The sequence below is a fragment of the Paenibacillus sp. FSL R5-0713 genome, from assembly GCF_037973325.1.
GTDB lineage: Bacteria > Bacillota > Bacilli > Paenibacillales > Paenibacillaceae > Paenibacillus.
In genome coordinates this window covers 6,678,157-6,700,013 of the sequence record NZ_CP150229.1, presented here as the reverse complement: position 1 = coordinate 6,700,013, position 21,857 = coordinate 6,678,157, and the positions used below count along the sequence as shown (strand labels likewise).

The window sequence follows — 21,857 nt, the reverse complement described above, 5'->3', positions numbered from 1 at the left end:
TGAGGCATACGAGTTGGTGAGTGGATCGGAAAACGTTAGATACCAGAAAAGAGCCGCAAAGTATGCGGCTCATTGTACTTTAGTTATTCCGTGCCCGTCCATTTACCTTTTAGCGACCGCCCGTATTCGAAGCCCAGACAGGAATCCAACTATTTGGATAATAGTCATTGGTCAGAGTTGTGTTATAGAGAACTAGATTACCATCACTTTGCATGACTAGTGTGTCACCTGTTGTGTTAGATGGTAAGCTGCCCCCATGATGACCTGGAATCCATGAGGTGGTGTTGGGAGACCAAGCAGCTACCTGTACAGAAGTATCAATCACCAAAACTTTATCCCATCCCCAACCAGTGTAATATTCGTATTTACCTGTAGCCGGGTTGAAACCATAACGATAACCATATTGGTACACATCTTGATATTTCATGCCATATTTATACATGACAGGTTTTCCGTATTGTGGTTCAAACTTGAACGAAAGAGCCCCACTGTTACTGGTACCGCTACTCCAAAGAGAAGAACCATTCTGATAGATGACAAAATTCCCGTCATTCTGCCAAATGGCTGAAAATCTGCCATCCTGCGAAGTGAGATAGTCTCCCTTAGCCATACTTTGGCCGATCGTGAGCTTATCTCCAAGATAGCCGGCAGAAGCGGTCGCTGGTACGGCAAATGCAAGAATCAACAAGCAAGCCAAAAAAACTCGAAAAGATTTGGGGGAAAATAAATGATTCATTGGACACACTCCTATATTCCTTAGAATGGTTGAGACTTCATACGTAATACCATAAACCCTTACAGATCATGCATATGGCGACGCAGTGTTCGGTCAGGAGTGGTGAAAGAGCAATCAACACATCCCCCAATGATAATTAAAGGGAAATCAAATATACAGCGCTCTCCGGTTCACCTCCTTTAATAGACAAAATTAGTTGCATCAATGAGCTATATGTAAATGGATGTGTTACCTAGAGTGGAGGGGTGAGAGCTCGATGGAAACTTGTATTCAGTGGACTATGTATGTGAACGCTTAAAACATATTACTTTTTATTCCATTATAGCAACTAAAAAGATAAAATACATTATTTTCTATTAAAATCTATCTTTTCAATAGAGGAAGACATCTGCTTGGGAAATGATTTATTTTTATTTGTGGGTATAGGAATTCGAACGTATGTGTCGAATTGATTAGATTAAATTTGAAGTATTTAAGAGGGAATTGATTTTATTGAGTAGTCCAGAGAGCGTTAAGAGGAGGAGCATATGTATTTAAGGAAGAAGATTGGAATTATTGTTCTGGTGGTATCCCTAATGGCAGGATTGTTGTGTCTCAAAGCATCAGATAAGGTGTATGCTGCGGCTCCAACATCAACAATTTCGATGGAATATGCGCTGCTGGGAATTGGCAGCACCGCAAAGGTATTCTTTACGTTCTCAGAACCGGTACAAGGGTTGGACAATGGAGACTTAACGGTTCCGGAAAGCGGCACACTGACCGCACCGGTCTCTTCGGATGGAGGTTATACGTGGACGGCAACTCTCACACCTAAACCAGATATTACAGATGCGACCAACGTCATAACCCTGAACAACGAAGGTGTGATGAGTCTAGGCGGTATTGTAGGTGTGGGCACGTCCTCTTCGAGTAATTATACTATTGATACATTAAGACCGACAGCAACCATTGTTGTAGCCGATACGGCTCTAACCGCTGGGAAGACATCACTGATCACCATCGCATTTTCCGAAGCAGTGACCGGCTTTAGCGTTGACGACCTAATAGTAGAGAATAGTACGGTGAGTGGCCTTAGTTCCTCCGATGGAGGTATAACATGGACCGCGACATTAACGCCAGATATTGGTATCACCAATGCGACCAACATTATCACGCTTGATAATACCGGTATTCGTGATATTGCGGGCAATACGGGTACGGGGACAACGCCTTCGAATAATTATGAGATCTATACCGCCCGGCCAACGGTAACGATTGTCGTAGAAGATTCAACGTTGAATATTGGCAAGACGTCTGATGTGACCTTCACCTTCTCTGAAGCAGTGACCGGTTTTACGCTTGCCGACCTTGTGGTGACGAATGGATCCATTACCAATCTGGCTACGAATGACAATATTACATATACAGCAAAATTGACCCCTACCGCCGGCATCACTGCGGGAACGAACAAGATTACACTCCATAATACGGGTGTGGTGAATCAAAGCGGCATAACAGGTATAGGTACAACGGATTCCAATAACTTCGCCATTGATACGGTCAGACCGACAGCAACAATTAACGTCGCCGATATGAACCTGACTGCCGGCAAGACATCAGAGGTCACCTTTACGTTTTCGGAAGCAATTACAGGCTTTACCAATGAGGACCTGACCGTTGCAAACGGTACGCTGAGTACTGTGCATACATCTGATGAGGGGATAACATGGACTGCGACATTGATACCAACTGTAGGAATTGATGATGGAACCAATTTCATCACGCTTGATAATTCGGGCATTAGCGATATGGCAGGCAACGCAGGCACAGGAACGACTACTTCGAATAATTACGCAGTCTATACCTCCCGACCAACGGCAACGATTGTTGTAGCTGATGGAACGCTGACTCTTGGCAAAACATCCTTGGTAACAATCACATTCTCTGAGGCAGTGTCAGGTTTTGATAACACAGATCTGACGATTGCAAGCGGTACACTGACTACTGTCCGTTCAACCGATGGGGGAGTAACGTGGACAGCAACGTTAACCCCGCATGCGAATGTGAGCAAATCGGTCAATGTCATCACCCTTCAAAATACGGGAGTGTCCAATGGTGCAGGTAACGCAGGACAGGGAATAACGGAGTCGAATCCGTACTCTGTTTTTACTGTACAGCCAGTACAAACAACAAGTCCGAGCAGTCCTTCTTTACCAATCGCCCCGATAGACAATATAGTCAAATCAACAACAGGTAAAATAACCGTTCCGATTGGTAAGTCAGGGTTGGTTAGCCTGGGCAAAGAGATTGAAATCTCAATTCCAGCAGGGGCATCATCTCGTGAGCTGACATTATCCATTGATAAAGTTTCCAATACGGAACCTTTGCTAACACATAAAGAAATTCTGGTCAGCTCGGTATTTGAACTTATGAAGAATTTTACGGAGAACTTCCTCATACCGATAAAACTGACATTTACATTTGATTCAACAGGTCTTGAGCGTCATCATTCGGCAGCTGTTTTTTATTTTGATGAAGTGAACAAGACATGGGAGAAAGTAGATGGAGGTATTATTCAAGGGAATCAAATCACAGTCGAGGTCAATCACTTCACGAAGTATGCTGTCCTTGTTGTTGATCAAACTAGTGGAAAGCCCATCTTGAATACTCCAGTTGAACCGGCGACGGAATTGGACTTTAGCGACATCTCGGGACATTGGGCTGAAGCAAGAATTCAACAAGCGTTAAGCAGCGGTATAATCACCGGATATCCCGATGGAACGTTTAGTCCGGGGAAGAACGTTACACGTGCTGAGTTCTCAGTCATGCTGATGAACGCGTTGAATTCACAAAAAGCTGGGGCAGAACTGGTATTCTCAGATACAACGGAAATCGGATCATGGGCCAAATTGGCAGTCTCGCAAGCAGTGCAAGAGGGCATTCTTAGCGGTTATCCCGACGACACGTTCCGGCCGAATGCCAATATCGCACGTGTCGAGATGGCCATGATGGTTGCGAAAGCGCTCAAGGTACCTACAACAGGCAATGCTACAACATTTTTTTCAGATGATAAATCTATTCCTGTGTGGGCAAAAACCTCTGTGGCCGCGCTGAAGGAACTTGGCCTTGTCGAAGGAATGGGAAACAATAATTTCATACCTAAATCACCAACCACTAGAGCAGAGGCCGTTGTTCTATTAATGAACATGTTAGAGCATAAAGAATTATAGTTAACCGAGCAATATCTCGATCTCTATATTTTATGAGCCGTTATATGAAGGTAATAAGGGCACCCTGCGGGGTGCCTTTATGTTTAGCCAGTAGTAAACACACCTCTTCTCTATCATTCTCCCAAATATTTTTACAACCATTTGATATTTTCTATGACTTTTCTGAATTGAACTATGGTAAAATATCTCAGGATCGATAATTGGAGAGGGGTTATGTAATTCATGTCTTGGAAAAACGTTCTGGGCAAAAGCACAATTCGTATCGCTACTACTGCACTATTACTCACACAACTACTGGGGGCAGCAGGTTCAGTCTCTGCCGCAGGCAATGATGTAGAAGTACACTTGATTGGAATCAATGATTTTCACGGTCAGTTAGATACCACATCGATCGTTGGTGATAAAAAGGCAGGATCGGCTCCAATTCTAGCAACCTACCTGAAAGAAGCTCAAGCCAAATATGAAAACTCCCTACTCTTCCATAATGGAGATTCTGTTGGTGCATCGGCTCCGGTCTCATCTATGGATCGCGACGAGCCTACCATGGAATGGATGAATATGATGGGATTTGATGTAGGGTCTCTGGGGAATCATGAATTTGACCAAGGTGTTGCTGCTTTGAAGGCACAGATCTTTGGTGGCCTGGATCCAAAAGAAGGTAAGGTAACACATGCTGGTGCAAAATTTGATTACGTTAATGCAAACGTCATTGAAACCGCTACCGGAAAAACACTGATCAAGCCTTATGTAATCAAAGAAGTAGGCGGAGTCAAAATTGGATTCATCGGACTAGTGACCAAATCAACACCTGGCAAAGTATCCCCATCGGGTACAGCTGGTGTGCGTTTCTTAAGTCCGGAAGAAGAAGTTGAAGCCGTTAATAAATATGCAAAAGAATTGCAAGATCAAGGTGTAGAAACGATCATCGTGTTGGCACATGATCCAGCAACCACCAAAGAAGGCGTAACGACTGGAGAAGCAGCTGATCTGGCAAAAGCTTTACCAGCAGATTCCCCTGTTGACGTGATCGTTGCAGGTGACAATCATGCTTTGGCTAACGGTGAAGTGAACGGAAAGCTGATCGTTCAAGCGTATTCTTATGGTACGGCTTTTGAAGATATCAAGCTGATGATTGATCCTGCGACGGGGGATGTAACTGAAAAATCAGCTACGGTTACTACGACTCTCCAAGAGGGTGTAAAAGAAGACCCTGAAACATTGGCAATTATCAAGAAATCATTGGACAAGCACCCTGAACTGACGAAGCCAGTGGGCACAACAGATGGTTCTGTTTTGCGTACAGATGCCTACAATAATGAAGCGCCTCTAGGCAACCTGATTGCAGATGCAATGCGTGATGCTGACTTTGGGGATAAAGCAAGCGCTGCTGACTTCGCATTTATGAATCCAGGTGGTATTCGTGCCGATCTGCCAAAAGGCGATGTAACCTTTGCTGATCTTGCGAAAATTCAACCATTCGGTAATACATTAGTGAAACTGGAGCTGACTGGCGAACAGGTTAAAACCTTGTTGCAACAGCAATGGGGTACCAATGCTGACGGCACACCAAACACCAAGACACTACAAATCTCGGGTTTGAAATACGCTGCAGATTTCAACAAGCCTGTTGCAGAGCGCATTACGGGTCTTAGTCTGGAAGACGGCACAGCCATTGATCCTGCAAAAACATATACGGCTGTCGTTAACAACTTCATGGCTGCAGGCGGAGACAACTATAAAGTGCTGATGGATGCCAAATCATCCTTGGCAGGTCCGATCGATCTGGATGTATTCTACGATTACATTGTCAAAACATTTAAAGGCGGTAACATTGAAGCCAAAAATGAAGGACGTATCACTAACGTTGCTGCATCTACTGAGCCAACAGAAACACCTGCGACTACAGAAGTCATTTCTCGTGCTGAATTTGTAAGTGCGCTGGTGGATATGTTGAAATTAAATGAAGTAACTACAGCACCTGCATTCAAGGATGTAGCGGCTGATGCGACCTATGCAGATGCGATTGCTGAAGCTACGCATGCTGGATTCATCCAGGGCTACGGTGGAAACTTCTATCCTGATCGGGATATCACACGCGAGGAAGCTGCTACAATTCTTGCTAAATTGGTAAAAGGTCAAGCGACCGATAAAGAGACTGCCACGATTATTGCTAGTTTCGAAGATGGTAAATCCGTGTCTGCCTATGCAATGAAGCCTATGGTAAAACTGATTAGTAAAGGTATTCTGGGTGGAACAGATCAAAAATCACTTCAACCAAAACAAGGCCTTACTACTAATGATGCCAAAGCATTAATTGAGAAAACAGTTGCAGCTAAAGCTTCATAATGTAGAACTTATTTAAACCTTATATGAAAGCAGGAAAACACATCCGATTGGGAGAAGGCTATATCCCAATTAAGGATGTGTTTTTTTCATGTTTACATGTGGTCGATCTCTTCTACGCTACTGGGCAGGATATTGAATATGCCCCTAGAATTATGTTTTGGAAGGCTGTTTATCAATATTGATGTTATGAAAGGATAGGGCAAATGACTGAATACAGAATGGCAACTCCAGATGAGCGTGAAGAATGTATCGATTTAGCCAACTATGCTTTTCACTTGGATTTTGAAACCCTGATGCCAAAAGGGTATGGGAAGAACGTTGATTCTTCTGCCATGCATAAGGTAGCTGTAGATGAGAAAGGTAGGCTGCGCGCGCAGGTAGCTGTTTTTCCAGAGCCCCTGACGGTATGTGGCTATACCCTGCGAACCGGCTATTTAGGTACTGTATCGGTCCATCCACGGGCGCGTGGCGAAGGACATATGAAGGTGCTCATGGACATGTGGCTTGAGGAATTACGCAATACGTGTGATATGGTTGTATTATATGGCCAGCGGCAGAGATATGAGTATTTTGGCTTCACGCTTGGCGGTGTAAAGCTCAAGTATATCGTGGGAGAGGCCAATGTGCGCCATGGCTTAAAACATGTGAACGACACAGGAATATCCTTCAGGCCGTTCTTCGAGATTGAAGGAGCAGAGTCCTTTGCACATAACATCAACACCTCGCGGCTTGCTTATGTTGAACGTACGGTGCAGCAATTGCCGCTTATTTTCGGCAGCCTCCATCAAAATGCGCTGGGCGTTCTGGATCAAGGTAAACTTATTGGGTATCTAATTGTAAACGAAACAGGCGATGAAATATCTGAATTTGCGTTGGAAAATGCGGCAGATATTTCGCGGACGATTAAGGCTTATATGGTACATAGCAGATCGGATCGTATATCTATATTTACGCCGGAGTATGACATACCGCTGAATACGACACTTGGCAACATTGCGGAGGACTATGTTATTGAAACATCGGATATGTATCATATTCTGGACTTTGCCAATGTACTGGAGGCATATCTGACACTCAAATTCAAAACCACAGGAATAGTAGAGGGAGAATTCTCAGCAGTCATGGACGGTCAGCCGATTACTGCGCGAGTGGATGCGAGTGGTGTGACTGTCGAGCGATCTGCTAAGACCGATGCCATTGTCCTTGATAAGCAGCAGGCTCAGGCGCTTCTGCTTACACAACATGGTCGTTATATGGCAGTTGCTGCGCCCATTGGGTGGTTTCCACTCCCGATATTCTGGTATAAGATCGATAAATTCTGAAGAATCCAACGAGTATTGAGGAAGTATAAATCAAGATGAGGATATGAAGGCTACTCCATCGTTGGGGTGGTCTCTATGCTGATCAACGACGCGGACTGGATGGAGACACTTTTGATCATATTTTGGGGTTAAATCGACAAAAAAGTGTTTCTATGATAGGGTTGAGGCATCCCAAAGGCATTCTACTCTTCCGAGTAGAGTGCCTTCATGTATATCATGGGAGCTTACATTAAATGTATTTTAAAATCAAATGGATGGTATTTGGAGGTGGTGATGCTATGTTTCTCTCTTTAGCCCCAACAGGGGATGGTTGGATGTGTATGAAAAATGTAAAAATATCATTTAATAAAGAGGAGCGAACATAGCATGACTACTACTTTTCAAGCGGAAAACCGCATTCCATTAAATTCATCCCGACTTAGGGATCTACGTAAATCCGGGCGTTTGCCAGGTATTGTTTTTGGCAGAAATACGGAGAATGAGATGGTTCATATTCCAACAATAGATTTTCAAAAATGGTTGAAGCAAGGGGCAACTGGTTTTATTGAATTGCAGTTTGAAGAGAAAGGCGCATTGACCGTATTGTTGGAAGACCTCCAACGTGATCCAGTTACACGGGATTTGCTTCATGTGGATTTTCAACAGGTGCAAACGAATGAGATCATGCGCACTAAAATTCCCGTCAAGTTCAACGGCACACCGATCGGCACAAAACAGGGCGGAGTCGTGCAAGTTCAATTAGCTTCTATTGAAGTGGAGGCCTTGCCGAGACACTTGCCAACGTCGATCGAATTTGATATTAGTGCGATGGAACTTGGAGAAACGCTACATGTACGTGATGCAACGTTTGCACCAGATGTAACAGTGATCTCTGAGGGAAATGAGTCTCTTCTCTCTGTAGTTAAACCTTAACAATTAATCATTGATATATATTGGAGCAGTGTATCCACTTGTTTCTCGATAAAAAATCGCTGTTCTTTCAACATAGTGATTCGTTTAGCTGCAGTTCCATCTCCCTCAACAGTAAGTTCTACAAAACTCTTCAATTTCGATATGGACATTCCGGTTTCCCGTAAATAGCTAATAAAGCGCAGCCATTCAATATGTTCGTCTTCATACAGTCTGTAGCCGGTGGGGCTCCGCTCAATAAAAGGAATTAATCCTTCTTTTTCATAAAATCGTATGGTATGAATAGACAAATTCGATTTTTCAGCAAGGTGTCCGATCGTGAACAATTCTTTAGCCATAAGTTCCTTCCCTTCAATCATATATTTTTTAATATATTTCATGGATGATTGGATTTCAAATTAGGCAGGATCTATTGAGCCTATCGAGTATGATAAAAATATAAAAATTATTATTGACCATTCGATCTGGAATTGATATACTCAAATCAGAAAGAGGGCAAACAATAAATGATTAATTAGCATCGTGCCATCAAAGAAATGTGAAAGTATTTATTTTTTTGCTCTTTCTAGACTGAATGGTCAAATTATAATGGAGGTTGAATTGAAATGTCTAAATGGATACCTAAACTTTCTGTGCTAGATCTGGCTCCGATATTGGCTGGCGGATCAGCCCAGGGTGCTTACGGACGTACGTTGGATCTCGCTCGTCACGCTGAGAAGCTAGGCTACCATCGGTTCTGGCTCGCTGAGCACCATAACATGCCGGGAATTGCTAGCTCGGCTACTTCACTCCTTATTGGGCATGTCGCAAACGGTACTGAGAAGATACGAGTGGGGTCCGGCGGTGTAATGCTGCCCAATCACGCGCCGCTAGTCATCGCTGAACAGTTCGGAACATTGGAATCGCTGTTCCCAGGACGCATTGATTTGGGATTGGGTAGAGCCTCTGGCACGGATATGCGAACAACTCAAGCGCTGCGGAGAACATTAGGAGCTAACGGAGCGGAATTTCCGGAGCTGCTGAACGAATTACGTACTTATCTAGATGCCTCAAACCAATCGAATCATTCAGGTGTACGTGCAGTTCCTGGTGAAGGGCTGAACATTCCAATATGGCTGTTGGGTTCCAGTGATGTCAGTGCGCGGTTGGCAGGACGCCTCGGCTTGCCGTTCGCATTCGCGAGCCATTTTGCCCCAGATGGATTGCATCATGCGCTGAATGCGTATCGTAGTTCCTTCATCCCCTCAAAAATGTTGGCAGATCCCTATGTAATGGTAGGATTGACCGTCATGGCAGCTGACACCGTAGATGAAGCACGCTACCTTGCTACTTCAGAAGCGCAGCAGGTCTTAAGCCTTCTGCACGGGCGACCGGATAAACTCCAGCCCCCGGTGGAAAATATGAATGCATTATGGCAACCGCAGGAGAAGGCGCTTATTTCCAAACAACTGGACTTCGGTATTATTGGTAATCAGACGACTATTCGAGAGAAGCTGCCTGCTATTTATGCAGCAACAGAAGCGGACGAATTCATTATCACGAGCCACATTTATGATCATCAGGCTCGGAAGCGATCGTTTGAGATTGTGGCTGAAACAGTGAAGGAAATCTGGTCATAAAAAAGGACGAAAATAATTATTGACCAATCGTTCCGGTAATGATATGATGATTCTAGATCGAATAGTCAAAAATAAAAGGAGGTCGTAATCAAAGATGATTCGCGAAGCAAGTTTGACGCAGGAACACATTCGGGAAAGAGCGCAAGACACATTTCGCAACCATCAAAGCATATAGCTGGTGGCAATATAAAGGCTTGGGTAGAGTTGTGGCAGGAAGATGGCATTTTCGAATTTCCTTACGGTCCAGAAAGATCTCAGGAAAAGAAGATCGGCAAATCTGAGTTGTATGATTACATGAAGGATTTCCCGAAGCGATTTGACGTGAATTTTACAGAGCTGGTTTTTCATCCGATGACTGATCCGGAGCTTGTGATTGCGGAGTTCAAGGCAGTTGGATGGCATCGGGAGACAGGCAGCCCACATGACCAGACGTACGTTAGTGTCGTGGAGACAAAAGACGGCTTCATTAAGCACTATCGGGATTTTTGGTTCAACTTTAGTTCACCGCTCCTAAAGCCTGCGATTCACCTTAGAGAAGTTTAAGAAAATGAATTAGTAACCAATCGTTTCAATTGATTTTATCTAATGTCGGGGGTACTGAAGTGTCAGAGTAGGATAGACAATTTTTTTGAATATTTTGGACTGAATGATCTATTTTAAAAACAACTCACTGGAGGAATATAACCATGACAAACCAAATGATGACGCAAGAAGTAGAAATCGTACGTGAAAGAGCACAGCAAGCCTTCCGCAACCACCTGAAGCACCTGTCCGGCGGAGACATTAAGGCATGGGTAGACCTGTGGGAAGAGAATGGCGTGCTGGAGTTCCCGTATGGACCTGCCGGATTCCCGGATCGCAAGGAAGGTAAAGCGGAGCTATACGATTACATGCAGAACTTCCCGAAACATTTTGAGGTCCAGTTTACCGATCTTCACTTCCATCTGACGATTGATCCGGAGCTGGTAGTGGCTGAGTTTAAGTCAGTTGGCAAGCACCGGGAAACGGGTAACCCGTACAACCAGACCTATATCAGCGTGGTGGAGACCAAAGATGGGCTGATTACACGCTACCGGGATTTTTGGAATCCACTTGTGGCCATTGAGTCGGTCGGCAGTGTAAATGATGCAGTTCGTTTCTCGGATTAACCCAAGACAGGTCGACGGGAGGTCTATCCTGGAAATCACCACTCGCCTCTTCTTGACTGAACGATCTAATATCGTTAGCATAGAGGATGAGAAAGGGGGTTATCCATATGGCTAGAAGCAAAGAATTCGACACGAATCTCGTGCTGCATAAGGCGATGGAGGTGTTCGGGCATTATGGCTATGAAGGCACCTCCATGCACCTTCTACTCGATGGGTTAGGTATTGCACGTCAAAGCTTGTACGATACGTATGGTACGAAACGGGATCTGTTTTTGAAAGCAACGAAACATTACGTGGACGAAAAGTCCTCGGCAGTGGTCGCATATTTGGCAGAAACGACACCCGTGAAGCAAGCGATTAGGGATATATTTACCGTCATTGGGGACACATTAAGAGACGAGCAGCGCCGCAAGGAGTGCTTTATTCTCTATAGTGCGATTGATCAGGTGCCGCATGATCCAGAGATTGCTGAACTTTTCGAACAGGATAAAATTCGATTGGAAGAGGCATTGTACGACGCGTTGATACGCGGTCAGCAGCAGGGGGAGTTCAGTCCGGAGCAGGATATGCGTGCAATGGCAAGATACTTGTACCATTCACGATATGGGCTCACCCAAGTCGCAAAATTAACGGACGATCCGCTCGTGATTGAGCAGATTACAACCATTACACTTTCGGTATTGGAACAAGGATGAAGCGTCATACGGTGCTTCATTCCTTTTTTCTCAAAATAGATCGAATGGTCAAAAATTATTATAGGTTGCAGACTGTTGTCTGCAAATGAAAGGAATTAAGAAGATGAATTCAACGCGATTTAAAGGTTTAGCCTTATTCATTCTAGCCATTTCACAGTTGGTTTTGGCACTGGATTATACGATTATATTTGTAGCCATGCCGTCCTTAGGTAATGAGCTGGGCTTCTCCGCCAATCACCTCCAGTGGGTGGTTAGTGCATATTCGCTCGCTTTCGGTGGTTTCCTGCTGATCGGAGGAAGACTGTCGGACCTGATGGGCAGAAGACGCATGTTTATGATTGCCATCGGACTTTTCGGATTAGGATCGCTGCTTGGGGGACTGGCAGAGTCCCAACTGATGTTGATCATAGCCAGAGCCCTGCAAGGTTTGGGTGGAGCATTACTGTCGCCAGCAACGTTGTCTCTGATTATGTCTAATTTTGAGGAAGGACCTGAACGAAACCGTGCCATGGGCATCTGGGCCGCGATGGGCGGAGTGGGGATGTCGCTTGGTTTGCTGCTAGGAGGGGTTCTGACAAGTTATATCGGATGGGAAGCGACCTTCCTGGTGAATGTGCCGATCGCACTTCTCGTTGTCATTCTTGCACCGTTTGTTTTGAAAGAAAGCAAAGTGTCCGTAACCACGAAACACTATGATGCAGCCGGAACGGTATCCGTGACTGCGGGTTTGTTACTTGTTGTCTATTATCTAATCCAAGCACCGGTTGAAGGCTGGGGCAGTGTTACCACACTTCCAGCTGCCTTGATTGGCGTGCTGATGTTACTGGCTTTTGTCTTGATCGAGAAACGTACAAAAGAACCGCTGATCTCCTTCCGGATGTTCCGGAATCGTAATCTGACGGGAGCTGCACTTATCGCATTTCTTTTCTCGGCTTCATTTGGTTCATTGTATTATTTCATGACTTTGTATACCCAAGGTGTGCTTGGATTTTCAGCCATTCAATCCGGATTTAGTTTCTTGCCTTTGACACTTAGTGCTTTTGTTGGGGCTAAGCTGATTAACGGGATGTTAAGCAAGGTGGGTGTAGCGGGTACCATTGCAACAGGGATGGGACTAGGCGTGATCGGATTCCTGATGCTGACGGGGCTATCGGAAACCGGATCGGCATGGGGAATCATCCCAGGTACAGTCGTCATTGGTATTGGTCAGGCTTTAGTGTTCACGACCATGTTTATTGCAGGCAGTGCAGGCATTGAACCGAAAGAGCAGGGCGTTGCTTCGGCATTAATCTCAACCGGCCAGCAAATTGGTGGAGCGATCGGACTTGCGGTCATTATGGCTATTATTTCAGCGAGTCTAGGAACAGGGGCAACATTGGAACACATGCTTCCAGCTGATTTAAATCATGCAATCCACACGGCGTTCTTTATCGCAGCTGCCACGACCCTACTAGGCATCGTAGTTGCCTTCCTAGCTTTGAAACAAGCTAAACCGTCGGCCGACAATCAAGTGAAAGTAGCCCACTGATGCACAGCTCGTCAAGCTATATATGGATATTGGAAAAAGCAAAAGACCGAGAATCGTTTCTCGGGGTCTTTTGCTTTTTTATTTGTAAGTAAGTACTGACGTGGACTAGAGTTCATTAAGCTAACGGGAAATGATAGCTCAATAAATTCATGTGAAGTCAATCGTAGTAGTTGGCTTCTTTGACTTTAATGATTTCATTTAAAACCATAGTTATAACTTCCTAACTCAAATTGTTCATTATGAAGGAGTTACTTCCCGCAATCGGTAATTCATAAAGGACCTGAAACGGGCAATTTAAACACTAATTCTAAGCGAAATAGGAATGTGTGTTTGTAGATGGATGCATTGGAAGCATAAGTTTGCCATGAGTTTTTGGAAGCATAAGCTTGCCAAATGGCAAACTTATGGGTTAAGTCTCATGCGCGACTTGAGCCAATCCTGGATGTTCAATAAATATGGACTTGTGATTCATGGCAAATAGGTATGCAAGCATGGTTGGCGGAGGAGGCAGAATAGAAGCATCCGTATTCGGGAACTACGACCATCTACGATATTCCATATCGACCTAATTAGCTCATTACAATGATAGTAACCGTAGGTCTATCATTCTCGAACCACCCTTGTACAGTAAAGGGTGGTTCTTTTTCGTGAGTTACGACATCAAGCTACCAGCTTCCTATCCACCATCGGACAAACACACTTTTTCAGCCTTGTCCACTTCTATCCCTGACCAAATCCCAATCTATTGCATTCAATAAACTATCAAATTAAAGGAGGTTTTGAGAATGGGAAATAGAAGAGTTCGCAGTTATCCCCCGGTTCGAATTTACAATTCCACATCATTTACTGCTACAGGAAGAGTAGAGTATGCATCTCTATTTTGCAGCGATGACAACTATGCGGTACAGCGTGATGAGACTTGGCAGGCTTCTTCACGTGGAGCGTGCTTGGTGACAAGAATTACGGCAACGGTTAGAACACCGAGTGGCAACATCGAAGCTGAACCGTATACGTCCTCGGGCACGTCTTACAGCCAGTTTGCCATCATACAGATAGGACCAAACCGTTTCCAGGTTACTCGTGTAGTAAGTACACCGAGACGAGGTTGCCGGAAATAAGAATTCAGGATACGGACGTAATCTGAGCAGTATTCCCCATTCAACCCAAAGCAACGACTCGCCCAGTCTACTAAGGGCGAGTCGTTTACTTATCATGACATAACGAATCAATGCTTCTGATACCATAATATGCGGCGATACATGGAGGAATCTTTCAAGCGCCGGAAAGGGCGCAAGTCTGGTTGATAATTACCTTCAATAATCCAAATCCGAGCTTTCTGGTCGATTCCAATGTCAAAGCCGACTTGTCTAAGATCAGGGTTGTGTTCTGCCAGTTGTTTGGCAGCGAGGAGTGCAGTTCGTTCTGCCTGGACCAGCAAAGTTCGGCCTCCGACACGTGCGAGTTGCAGTGCCTTAAGTGCAGGCAAGGTACGGCTGGCCACATTCGTGACCAGATATCCTCGTGATGCGACCTTGGCATAAGCGCCAGTTACTTTCCACTTCGAGGGAGCTTCCTTTTTGCGTTGAACCATGATTCGAAGATCAAAGGGTTTGTTGCGAATTCGAGCCAGGTGCAGGCGTTGTTGAACAATGTAGGTGCGATCTTTATAGGATTTGTCGAGCCATTCGAGCAGCTGATCTGTATTCAGCAGGGTAATGGTATGATTCTCATTCTGAATTCGATAGGTATTGGAACGCTGACGTTCAATGAACACGATGTCCCTTCCATAGCTTCCATTGCAAGGTTTCAGGACTAAGCCTGGGTAGTGTTGCAGCATATTTGTTAAGGATTCCTTCTCAAGAAGCTGTGTCTCGGGTAACCGCTCGGCGAGTAAGGGCACACTGTTGAGCGCGCGATACTGCAACCATTTGTCTCGTTGAAATAACATCGAAATCACTGCCTTTTTAAGGGTCTATACTCATTCTAATTTATATAAGTCATCCATATAAGCTGTCATTGGTCTAAATTGGAGCGGAGAGTCAGTGCATATCACTGCATACTTTACAACTTTCATGGAGATTCGAGATTGCGAACTTGTTCGTTTACTGTCCAACCCTACGATGGTATACTCACAATATTCAAACCAGATTTTTGAGAAAATATGTCGAATTGAGGCTTAATTAGGATGATTACAACTGAACAAAAGGACGGAACAATCATCCTTATTCCATCGCTGGAACCAGATGAGAGACTTCTATCCTATGTCCGTCAATTGAGAGACTATGGATTTATTAATATTGTCATTGTAGACGACGGATCGGGTGAGGCATATCAGCACATCTTCGAGGAACTCGGAGAGAACGGATGCACGATGCTGAGACATACGGACAATCAGGGAAAAGGTGCTGCACTCAAGACAGGCTTCCGTTATATTGCACAACAATATGGAGCGGCTTCTTTTGTGGTTACTGCCGATTCGGACGGGCAGCATGCAGCGGAAGATGTATACCGTATAGCCCAAGAAGCCAGGCTTCATCCAGACTCGTTGGTGCTTGGTGTAAGGAACTTTAGTGAGGGGGACATACCGCCAAAGTCTTTGTTCGGCAATCGGATGACCTCCTTTATTTTTGCCATGCTCTATGGCAAGAAGCTATCCGATACCCAGACAGGACTTCGCGCATTTGGTCCAGGGCTGCTTGCGTTTATGCAGGATGTGCGCGGTATTCGATTTGAATATGAGCTTCAGATGCTAATCTCGTGCATTCAATCCGGCATACCGATTCATACCATGCCAATCCAAGTTATTTATGAAAATGGCAATGCAGGAACTCATTTTAAAGCAATTCAGGATAGTGCTCGGGTCATGGGGGTGTTGTTCTCCAATTTCCTGCGGTTCATTTCATCATCGGTGGCCAGTTCCGTTGTCGATTTGGGCATTGCCTGGTTTTTGATCGATGCGTTGCGGCCCGTATTGGGTGAACAGCATTATCTAAGGATTCTGCTCGCAACCGTGATTGCGAGAATTATTTCTATTGTCGTCAACTATGTACTGAACAGACATTTTGTATTCCGCAAGGAAGATAGCCAGGGAAGTCTATGGCGCTATCTAACGTTATGCGGAGTGGTGATCTTGCTTTCCAGTACCGGCGTATATCTATTCCATACCGTTCTCTTCGTAGATGAGAAATTGGCGAAATTCGTCTGTGATGCCTTGCTGTTCCTGCTCAGTTTCCAATTGCAGCGAAGATGGGTATTTGCAGCAAGGAGGAAGCAGTTGTAGTGCAAAACGAAAAAAGGCAGAATATCTTTTTTATCATCACGATGATCCTGATGTCGATATATTTGGTATGGCGTACGTTCTTTACATTACCATGGGGTGAAGGCGTGCTGAACGTCATCTTCGGTATGCTGCTGATTGTGGCTGAAACGGTCACCGTACTGACAACCTTTGAATTATTCTTTCAGAAGATGCAAAAAGAACGTACACAGCTCGACTTTCCAATCGTCCCGCCGGAGTATTATCCGGATGTGGATGTATTTATCGCTACCCATAATGAACCCGTTGATCTGTTATATAAAACCGTTAATGCCTGTACGTTCATGGATTACCCCGACAAGCAGAAGGTTCATATATATATCTGTGACGATGGAGCAAGACCTGAGGTGGAGGAGCTTGCCAGACAGTTTGGTGTAGGATATCTGGGGTTCCCCGGTAACAAGGATGCCAAGTCTGGTAATCTAAATAACGCCCTGAGCAAAAGCTCTTCTCCGCTCATTGCAACGTTTGATGCCGATATGATTCCACAGCACACCTTTTTGATGAAAACGGTCCCCTATTTTATGCTCTCCACCTTTATTAAGGAGAATGAGGAATGGCGTCTTCGCCGCGAGGATGAGATGGACCCTACGTTCAAGCTCGGGCTGGTACAGACGCCGCAGAGCTTCTACAATCCGGATCTATTCCAGTTTAATCTGTATGCAGAGCAAGGTATTCCGAATGAACAGGATTTCTTCTCCAGGGAAGTGAACATCCTGCGTAATGCCTCCAATGCGGTAGCCTATACAGGCAGTAATACGATCATTTCCCGGCAGGGTATGGAAGACATCGGAGGTTTTCCGCTCAATACAATCACCGAGGACTTTGAGACAAGCATCCGCTTGCAGCAGGAAGGTTATATTACCTATGCGACTCAAGAGGTTCAGGCTGCCGGGCAGACGACAACCACAGTCAAGAGCATGATCAAGCAACGGATTCGCTGGGCAAGGGGCATTATTCAGAGCCTGCAGAATACGCGTGCACCCGTATCCGGGAAGCTTCCTTTCTGGACAAGAGTGACTTACTTAAGTAGTTTCTTATACTGGTGGTCCTTCTTTAACCGGTTGATTTTCATTTTGGCGCCTATTTTGTTTGCGTTATTCGACTTCCAGATTGTGAATACCACCTTCTGGCAAATCTTAATTTTCTGGCTCCCATCCTACTTCTTCTACAGTGTATCCATGCGATATCTGTCCAGCAATATTCGGAATCAGCGATGGAGCCAGGTTATCGATACGATATTTATGCCTTATCTGATCTGGCCTGTTCTCCTGGAAACGGTGGGCATTCGCGAGAAAAAATTCAAGGTTACCAACAAAAGCAGAGCGAACGGTCGACAATGGATGTCTTCTCTGTTATATGCACTTCCGCATATCTTCCTGCTGTTGCTCTCCATTGCAGCCGTGATTCGGTATGTCAACGGCAAGTACGGGATCGCGCTGTTCTTCAGCAGTATTATTATTTTCTGGCTGGTTCATAACATGATCGCGCTATGTTACGCCCTGTTCTTCATGATTGGCCGTCGTGCGTATCGGGAGACAGAACGGATTCGGGCGCAGGAAGATGTTACGATTCACGACCAAGCCAACAATCTGCGATATCAGGCCAAGACGGTGGATGTATCCGAACAAGGGATTGCCTTCTATGTGCCTTATCCCATTTATTTGGCTGAGCAGAAGACCATCTCTCTGATTGTCAAAACCGAGCGATATGAAGCGAACCTCGATGCAGTCATCGTGTATGTAAAACAGGATGGAGAGGGCTGGCGTTACTCCGCAACGGTTCAGCCTGTGGATGAGCATGATAACCGCCAATATATGCAGATCATCTATGACCGTAAACACTCGTTGCCAGAGCAGATGAACATGTGGGATACGGCTTATGACGATATGTTACGTAATGTGAAAAAACGGATTGTACAACCCAGATCGGATCAGCGGAAAATGCCGCGGCTTTCCCTTCAGCTTCCAGTGCATTTCACCAATGGTGCCAGCTGTACGCTGCGCAGCTTCAATTATCGCTTCTTCTCCGCGAAGGGATTTCATGGTGATATTGCATCGGGAGCGGTCGTTACTTTTTATACGAAGAGTAATATTGAAGTCATTTTGCAACATACGGGGAAAACGACAGCCCGTGAGCACGAAGTACTTCTTTCGGTAGAGAATATCGATGATATTGTGGAGAAAGGCCTGATCGACCAATTGTTGACGGATCTGATTGAGCCACATTCCGATCGTTCCACCAGAGAAGGTTAGGGGAGATAACAATGCTCATTGTGCTTCATTTTGTGATGGGAGTTTTATTGATAATCTCCTTTGTTGGTTATATGCAGTTTGTTCGGAAGACACTTGCACTACGGTGGGAATTTATCCCTGTATTTGTGTTTTCCTCGATTGCCTGCATCGTATATTTCGCTGGCTTGGCAGGTCAGCTCTTTATAGGAAGTATCATTGTGTTGATACTAGGCTTGGTGTTTGTTAGAGGTACGCTGGTTCGAGCTGTCCGACAAGGGACCAAAACCAAACCGAATGTATTGTTCTCGTTATTTCAGTTTTCTTTTCTGGGCGGAACGTTCATCTTTTTGCTGATTCTGTTCCAAAATGAATTGACACACTACGATAACTTTTCGCACTGGGCCATTGTGGTGAAGCAGATGCTGAGTACGAATGCCTTTCCGACACCAGACTCTAGCCTGATTGATTTTAAAAACTATCCGCTGGGGACTTCGTCATTTATTTATTACGTCTGTCGCTTCATGGGGCATTCCCAGTCCGTGATGCTTTTGGCACAGGGTCTGCTGATCTTTTCCTGTTTTTATGCCATGTTCGGCATCGTTTCGGAGAAGAAACGCTTTCTCCTGTACGCGTTTCTCGGACTCGGGTTATCTACGCTTTCTTTTTTCAACCTTACGATTCGGATTACCAATTTACTCGTGGATTTCTTGCTTCCGATTTACGCGCTCGCGATCCTGGCGGTGATATACCAATATCGGAATGAGATCATAAAGGCATGTATTGTTGTTCTTCCGCTTGCCGGATTGCTGACCATTATCAAAAGCACAGGGATTATTTTCGCCGCAATCGGCCTAATCTTCCTGGTGTATACGTGGTTGAGAAATGGGCAGCGCTCGAACTGGAAAGTCGGACTGACTGTGCTGGGTACCCTTGGTGGTTCATTACTTCCGTATTTCGGCTGGAGCTGGCGAATGGCGACGGTATTCCAAGGGATTGATAACAAGTTCGAGGGAACAGCGGCGGTGATCAAAGCGGGCAAGACGGGAGAACAGAAATGGGAGATTCTGACGCTCTTCCTGAAATCAAGCATGGATATCACGTCCAGGCCTGTGCTCGGCATTGTACTTTTCCAGATTGTAGCGATCGGTGCTTCGATATTTGCCGTTGTTGTACTCAAGAAGAAGTGGAACTTATGGAAAGCATTAATTGCATTGGACGTTGTAGTGTTACTGTATTATGCAGGTATTCTGGCGTTATATCTCTTCTCCATGCCTCTCGACGAGGCCATTGTTCTGGCAGGCTTTGAGCGCTATGCATCGAGTATCGTGGTGCTGTTCGCCGGTGGGCTGGTGTTGTGCGCTGCGATCGACCTGGAGCGTTCATTCCACTATCGGATCGGTGAAGTGCCTGATTATCAATCCTTTAAGACGGTCAAGACGAAGGGTCATTATCAAAAAGGCATTATCGGCTGTATGGCGGTTGCAGCCACCATTCTTTTGTCGGAATACAATGGTATCTTGTCTATCGCCAAAAATTATGATACAACGCTCCCTTACAAGGTTCATGCGGTTACCGGTGATCGGTGGTACCCAGGCGGGCAGGAGGATGAGAATAGATATCTTTTCTACGCCTCAGACAGGAACCAGCAGGTCACGAACTATTACATGCAATATGTAGGAAAGTATTTCTTGTATGCTCCACATGTGGACGGGATCGTGTTGTTCTATGAGGACAATATGGACAACCTTCTGAGCGGCTACGATTATCTGGTGGTCGTCGAGACGGATCTCAACGCCAAGTATTTGTTGAAAAAGCACTATGGCATCGACATGCAGGAGGGTATTTACAAAATAACCCGTTCCGGGGATCAGATCGTTCTTACACGTACTTGAGATCCTAGGTGTTGTAATCCTGCCCGTGATAAAGGCAGTATCCATTCATTTCATTCCAGATAACGGTGTATTGCCAGTATAAAATGTAGGGAGACTCTATATGCGTAATTCATTCATCAGAAATTTGATCGTGATATGTTTGGTGTTAGTTCTATTACCAACAACGAGTGTATTGGCTGCGTCGTCGCTTATTAAGGACCCGGTCCTGGCCAAAGTTATTCGAGCAGATTTGAAGCTGCCCGCTAAGAAGGAAATAAAGGCTGGCGATTTGAAGAAATTAAAATCCATATATGCTATGGAAACGAAAAGCAAGATTTCTAATTTGCAAGGTCTTGAACATGCCGTTAATATGACAGATCTATTCTTGCCTGGCCAAAATATAAAAAATATCAAACCTCTCAACAAGTTAAAGAAATTAACGTTCTTAGCGGTTGAGGGCAATCAGATTACAGATATCTCGCCACTATCAGGTCTGACCAATCTGCAAAATCTGGTTATGGACGATAACAAAATCAAAAGTCTAGCTCCATTAAAAAATATGCGTAAGCTGACCAGTCTACTCGCCAGTGGTAATCAGGTGACTGATCTGAGTCCTCTTCAGAAATTAAAGTTGGAATGGGTCATTATGAATGATAATAAAATTCAGGATCTGACACCTTTAAAAAATCATCCGACCTTGGAGTATCTATATGTAGAAGATAACCTCATTAAGGATATTGCAGTGCTCGAAACCATCCCACATCTGACAGAGGTGTATCTGGCGAACAATCCGTTAAATGATCGTGCTGAGCAGGTAGTAGAGAAACTGGAGAAGAAAGGCGTCGTTGTAAGTTTGGTAAGCGATGATACGGATCAGGCGCAGTAAGTTCTTTCTCGGCTAAAGCAGATTAAATTATTTATATC

18 protein-coding genes are annotated in these 21,857 nt (G+C 44.9%); 15 read left to right on the top strand and 3 right to left on the bottom strand.

What is annotated here, in order from left to right; genetic code table 11:
* Window positions 1-109: 109 nt before the first annotated feature.
* On the bottom strand, window positions 110-736 hold the full coding sequence (locus tag MKZ12_RS29700; protein ID WP_339258079.1) for a hypothetical protein: 627 nt from the start codon (window positions 734-736) through the stop codon (window positions 110-112).
* 527 nt (window positions 737-1,263) lie between these two features.
* Here MKZ12_RS29700 and MKZ12_RS29695 point away from each other — a divergent pair.
* From MKZ12_RS29695 to MKZ12_RS29675, 5 genes are all read left to right on the top strand, one after another.
* Window positions 1,264-3,945 carry an Ig-like domain-containing protein gene (locus tag MKZ12_RS29695; RefSeq protein WP_339258077.1) on the top strand — a complete coding sequence of 894 codons (2,682 nt, stop codon included), beginning with the start codon at window positions 1,264-1,266 and terminating at the stop codon, window positions 3,943-3,945.
* A 222-nt stretch (window positions 3,946-4,167) separates the two neighbouring features.
* Window positions 4,168-6,291 (top strand): 5'-nucleotidase C-terminal domain-containing protein, encoded by a 2,124-nt coding sequence (locus MKZ12_RS29690; RefSeq protein WP_339258076.1) that lies wholly within the window; start codon window positions 4,168-4,170, stop codon window positions 6,289-6,291.
* Between the two features lie 203 nt (window positions 6,292-6,494).
* Window positions 6,495-7,613, top strand: coding sequence for a GNAT family N-acetyltransferase (locus MKZ12_RS29685; protein WP_339258075.1), 1,119 nt, complete (start codon window positions 6,495-6,497; stop codon window positions 7,611-7,613).
* Window positions 7,614-7,846: 233 nt separating this feature from the next.
* Window positions 7,847-7,978 (top strand): hypothetical protein, encoded by a 132-nt coding sequence (locus MKZ12_RS29680; RefSeq protein WP_339258074.1) that lies wholly within the window; start codon window positions 7,847-7,849, stop codon window positions 7,976-7,978.
* Window position 7,979: 1 nt separating this feature from the next.
* A complete protein-coding gene (locus MKZ12_RS29675) occupies window positions 7,980-8,525 on the top strand; it encodes a 50S ribosomal protein L25 (RefSeq protein ID WP_339258073.1) in 546 nt (181 codons plus the stop codon).
* Here the strand turns inward: MKZ12_RS29675 and MKZ12_RS29670 are convergent.
* Window positions 8,522-8,860: a MerR family transcriptional regulator gene (locus tag MKZ12_RS29670; RefSeq protein ID WP_339258071.1), complete on the bottom strand. Its 339-nt coding sequence runs from the start codon at window positions 8,858-8,860 to the stop codon at window positions 8,522-8,524. The genes MKZ12_RS29675 and MKZ12_RS29670 overlap by 4 nt on opposite strands.
* Window positions 8,861-9,127: 267 nt before the next feature.
* Between MKZ12_RS29670 and MKZ12_RS29665 the strand changes: the two genes are divergently transcribed.
* From MKZ12_RS29665 to MKZ12_RS29640, 6 genes are all read left to right on the top strand, one after another.
* Entirely contained in the window at window positions 9,128-10,141 is a 1,014-nt protein-coding gene (locus MKZ12_RS29665; protein WP_339258069.1) for an LLM class flavin-dependent oxidoreductase, read from the top strand.
* A 204-nt stretch (window positions 10,142-10,345) separates the two neighbouring features.
* Window positions 10,346-10,684, top strand: a complete 339-nt coding sequence (locus tag MKZ12_RS29660; RefSeq protein WP_339258067.1) for a hypothetical protein — start codon at window positions 10,346-10,348, stop codon at window positions 10,682-10,684.
* Between the two features lie 143 nt (window positions 10,685-10,827).
* Complete coding sequence (locus MKZ12_RS29655) at window positions 10,828-11,289, top strand: nuclear transport factor 2 family protein (protein ID WP_339258066.1); 462 nt, start codon at window positions 10,828-10,830, stop codon at window positions 11,287-11,289.
* Window positions 11,290-11,396: 107 nt separating this feature from the next.
* The gene (locus tag MKZ12_RS29650; protein ID WP_339258065.1) at window positions 11,397-11,984 is read left to right on the top strand and encodes a TetR/AcrR family transcriptional regulator; all 588 of its coding nucleotides are present in this window, start codon (window positions 11,397-11,399) and stop codon (window positions 11,982-11,984) included.
* Between the two features lie 103 nt (window positions 11,985-12,087).
* Window positions 12,088-13,512 carry an MFS transporter gene (locus MKZ12_RS29645; RefSeq protein WP_339258064.1) on the top strand — a complete coding sequence of 475 codons (1,425 nt, stop codon included), beginning with the start codon at window positions 12,088-12,090 and terminating at the stop codon, window positions 13,510-13,512.
* Between the two features lie 785 nt (window positions 13,513-14,297).
* Window positions 14,298-14,630 (top strand): hypothetical protein, encoded by a 333-nt coding sequence (locus MKZ12_RS29640; protein WP_339258062.1) that lies wholly within the window; start codon window positions 14,298-14,300, stop codon window positions 14,628-14,630.
* Between the two features lie 107 nt (window positions 14,631-14,737).
* On the opposite strand, the gene MKZ12_RS29635 is transcribed toward MKZ12_RS29640, so the two are convergent.
* Window positions 14,738-15,460 (bottom strand): YheC/YheD family protein, encoded by a 723-nt coding sequence (locus MKZ12_RS29635; RefSeq protein ID WP_339258060.1) that lies wholly within the window; start codon window positions 15,458-15,460, stop codon window positions 14,738-14,740.
* A 237-nt stretch (window positions 15,461-15,697) separates the two neighbouring features.
* Here MKZ12_RS29635 and MKZ12_RS29630 point away from each other — a divergent pair, with 237 nt between their 5' ends.
* The 4 genes from MKZ12_RS29630 to MKZ12_RS29615 all read left to right on the top strand — a co-directional run bounded on the left by MKZ12_RS29630 (window position 15,698) and on the right by MKZ12_RS29615 (window position 21,819).
* Window positions 15,698-16,792 carry a bifunctional glycosyltransferase family 2/GtrA family protein gene (locus MKZ12_RS29630; protein WP_339258058.1) on the top strand — a complete coding sequence of 365 codons (1,095 nt, stop codon included), beginning with the start codon at window positions 15,698-15,700 and terminating at the stop codon, window positions 16,790-16,792.
* Window positions 16,792-19,083 carry a glycosyltransferase family 2 protein gene (locus MKZ12_RS29625; protein ID WP_339258056.1) on the top strand — a complete coding sequence of 764 codons (2,292 nt, stop codon included), beginning with the start codon at window positions 16,792-16,794 and terminating at the stop codon, window positions 19,081-19,083. Before MKZ12_RS29630 ends, MKZ12_RS29625 begins: the two co-directional genes overlap by 1 nt.
* Window positions 19,084-19,094: 11 nt before the next feature.
* On the top strand, window positions 19,095-20,954 hold the full coding sequence (locus MKZ12_RS29620) for a hypothetical protein (protein ID WP_339258054.1): 1,860 nt from the start codon (window positions 19,095-19,097) through the stop codon (window positions 20,952-20,954).
* Between the two features lie 100 nt (window positions 20,955-21,054).
* Window positions 21,055-21,819, top strand: a complete 765-nt coding sequence (locus tag MKZ12_RS29615; protein ID WP_339258052.1) for a leucine-rich repeat domain-containing protein — start codon at window positions 21,055-21,057, stop codon at window positions 21,817-21,819.
* Window positions 21,820-21,857 lie beyond the last annotated feature (38 nt).

Bases quoted from the DNA above. Each gene is read 5' to 3' on its own strand.
- MKZ12_RS29700 (WP_339258079.1), bottom strand. From the start codon at position 736: ATGAATCATTTATTTTCCCCCAAATCTTTTCGAGTTTTTTTGGCTTGC.
- MKZ12_RS29695 (WP_339258077.1), top strand. From the start codon at position 1,264: ATGTATTTAAGGAAGAAGATTGGAATTATTGTTCTGGTGGTATCCCTA.
- MKZ12_RS29690 (WP_339258076.1), top strand. From the start codon at position 4,168: ATGTCTTGGAAAAACGTTCTGGGCAAAAGCACAATTCGTATCGCTACT.
- MKZ12_RS29685 (WP_339258075.1), top strand. From the start codon at position 6,495: ATGACTGAATACAGAATGGCAACTCCAGATGAGCGTGAAGAATGTATC.
- MKZ12_RS29680 (WP_339258074.1), top strand. From the start codon at position 7,847: ATGTATTTTAAAATCAAATGGATGGTATTTGGAGGTGGTGATGCTATG.
- MKZ12_RS29675 (WP_339258073.1), top strand. From the start codon at position 7,980: ATGACTACTACTTTTCAAGCGGAAAACCGCATTCCATTAAATTCATCC.
- MKZ12_RS29670 (WP_339258071.1), bottom strand. From the start codon at position 8,860: ATGGCTAAAGAATTGTTCACGATCGGACACCTTGCTGAAAAATCGAAT.
- MKZ12_RS29665 (WP_339258069.1), top strand. From the start codon at position 9,128: ATGTCTAAATGGATACCTAAACTTTCTGTGCTAGATCTGGCTCCGATA.
- MKZ12_RS29655 (WP_339258066.1), top strand. From the start codon at position 10,828: ATGACAAACCAAATGATGACGCAAGAAGTAGAAATCGTACGTGAAAGA.
- MKZ12_RS29650 (WP_339258065.1), top strand. From the start codon at position 11,397: ATGGCTAGAAGCAAAGAATTCGACACGAATCTCGTGCTGCATAAGGCG.
- MKZ12_RS29645 (WP_339258064.1), top strand. From the start codon at position 12,088: ATGAATTCAACGCGATTTAAAGGTTTAGCCTTATTCATTCTAGCCATT.
- MKZ12_RS29640 (WP_339258062.1), top strand. From the start codon at position 14,298: ATGGGAAATAGAAGAGTTCGCAGTTATCCCCCGGTTCGAATTTACAAT.
- MKZ12_RS29635 (WP_339258060.1), bottom strand. From the start codon at position 15,460: ATGTTATTTCAACGAGACAAATGGTTGCAGTATCGCGCGCTCAACAGT.
- MKZ12_RS29630 (WP_339258058.1), top strand. From the start codon at position 15,698: ATGATTACAACTGAACAAAAGGACGGAACAATCATCCTTATTCCATCG.
- MKZ12_RS29620 (WP_339258054.1), top strand. From the start codon at position 19,095: ATGCTCATTGTGCTTCATTTTGTGATGGGAGTTTTATTGATAATCTCC.
- MKZ12_RS29615 (WP_339258052.1), top strand. From the start codon at position 21,055: ATGCGTAATTCATTCATCAGAAATTTGATCGTGATATGTTTGGTGTTA.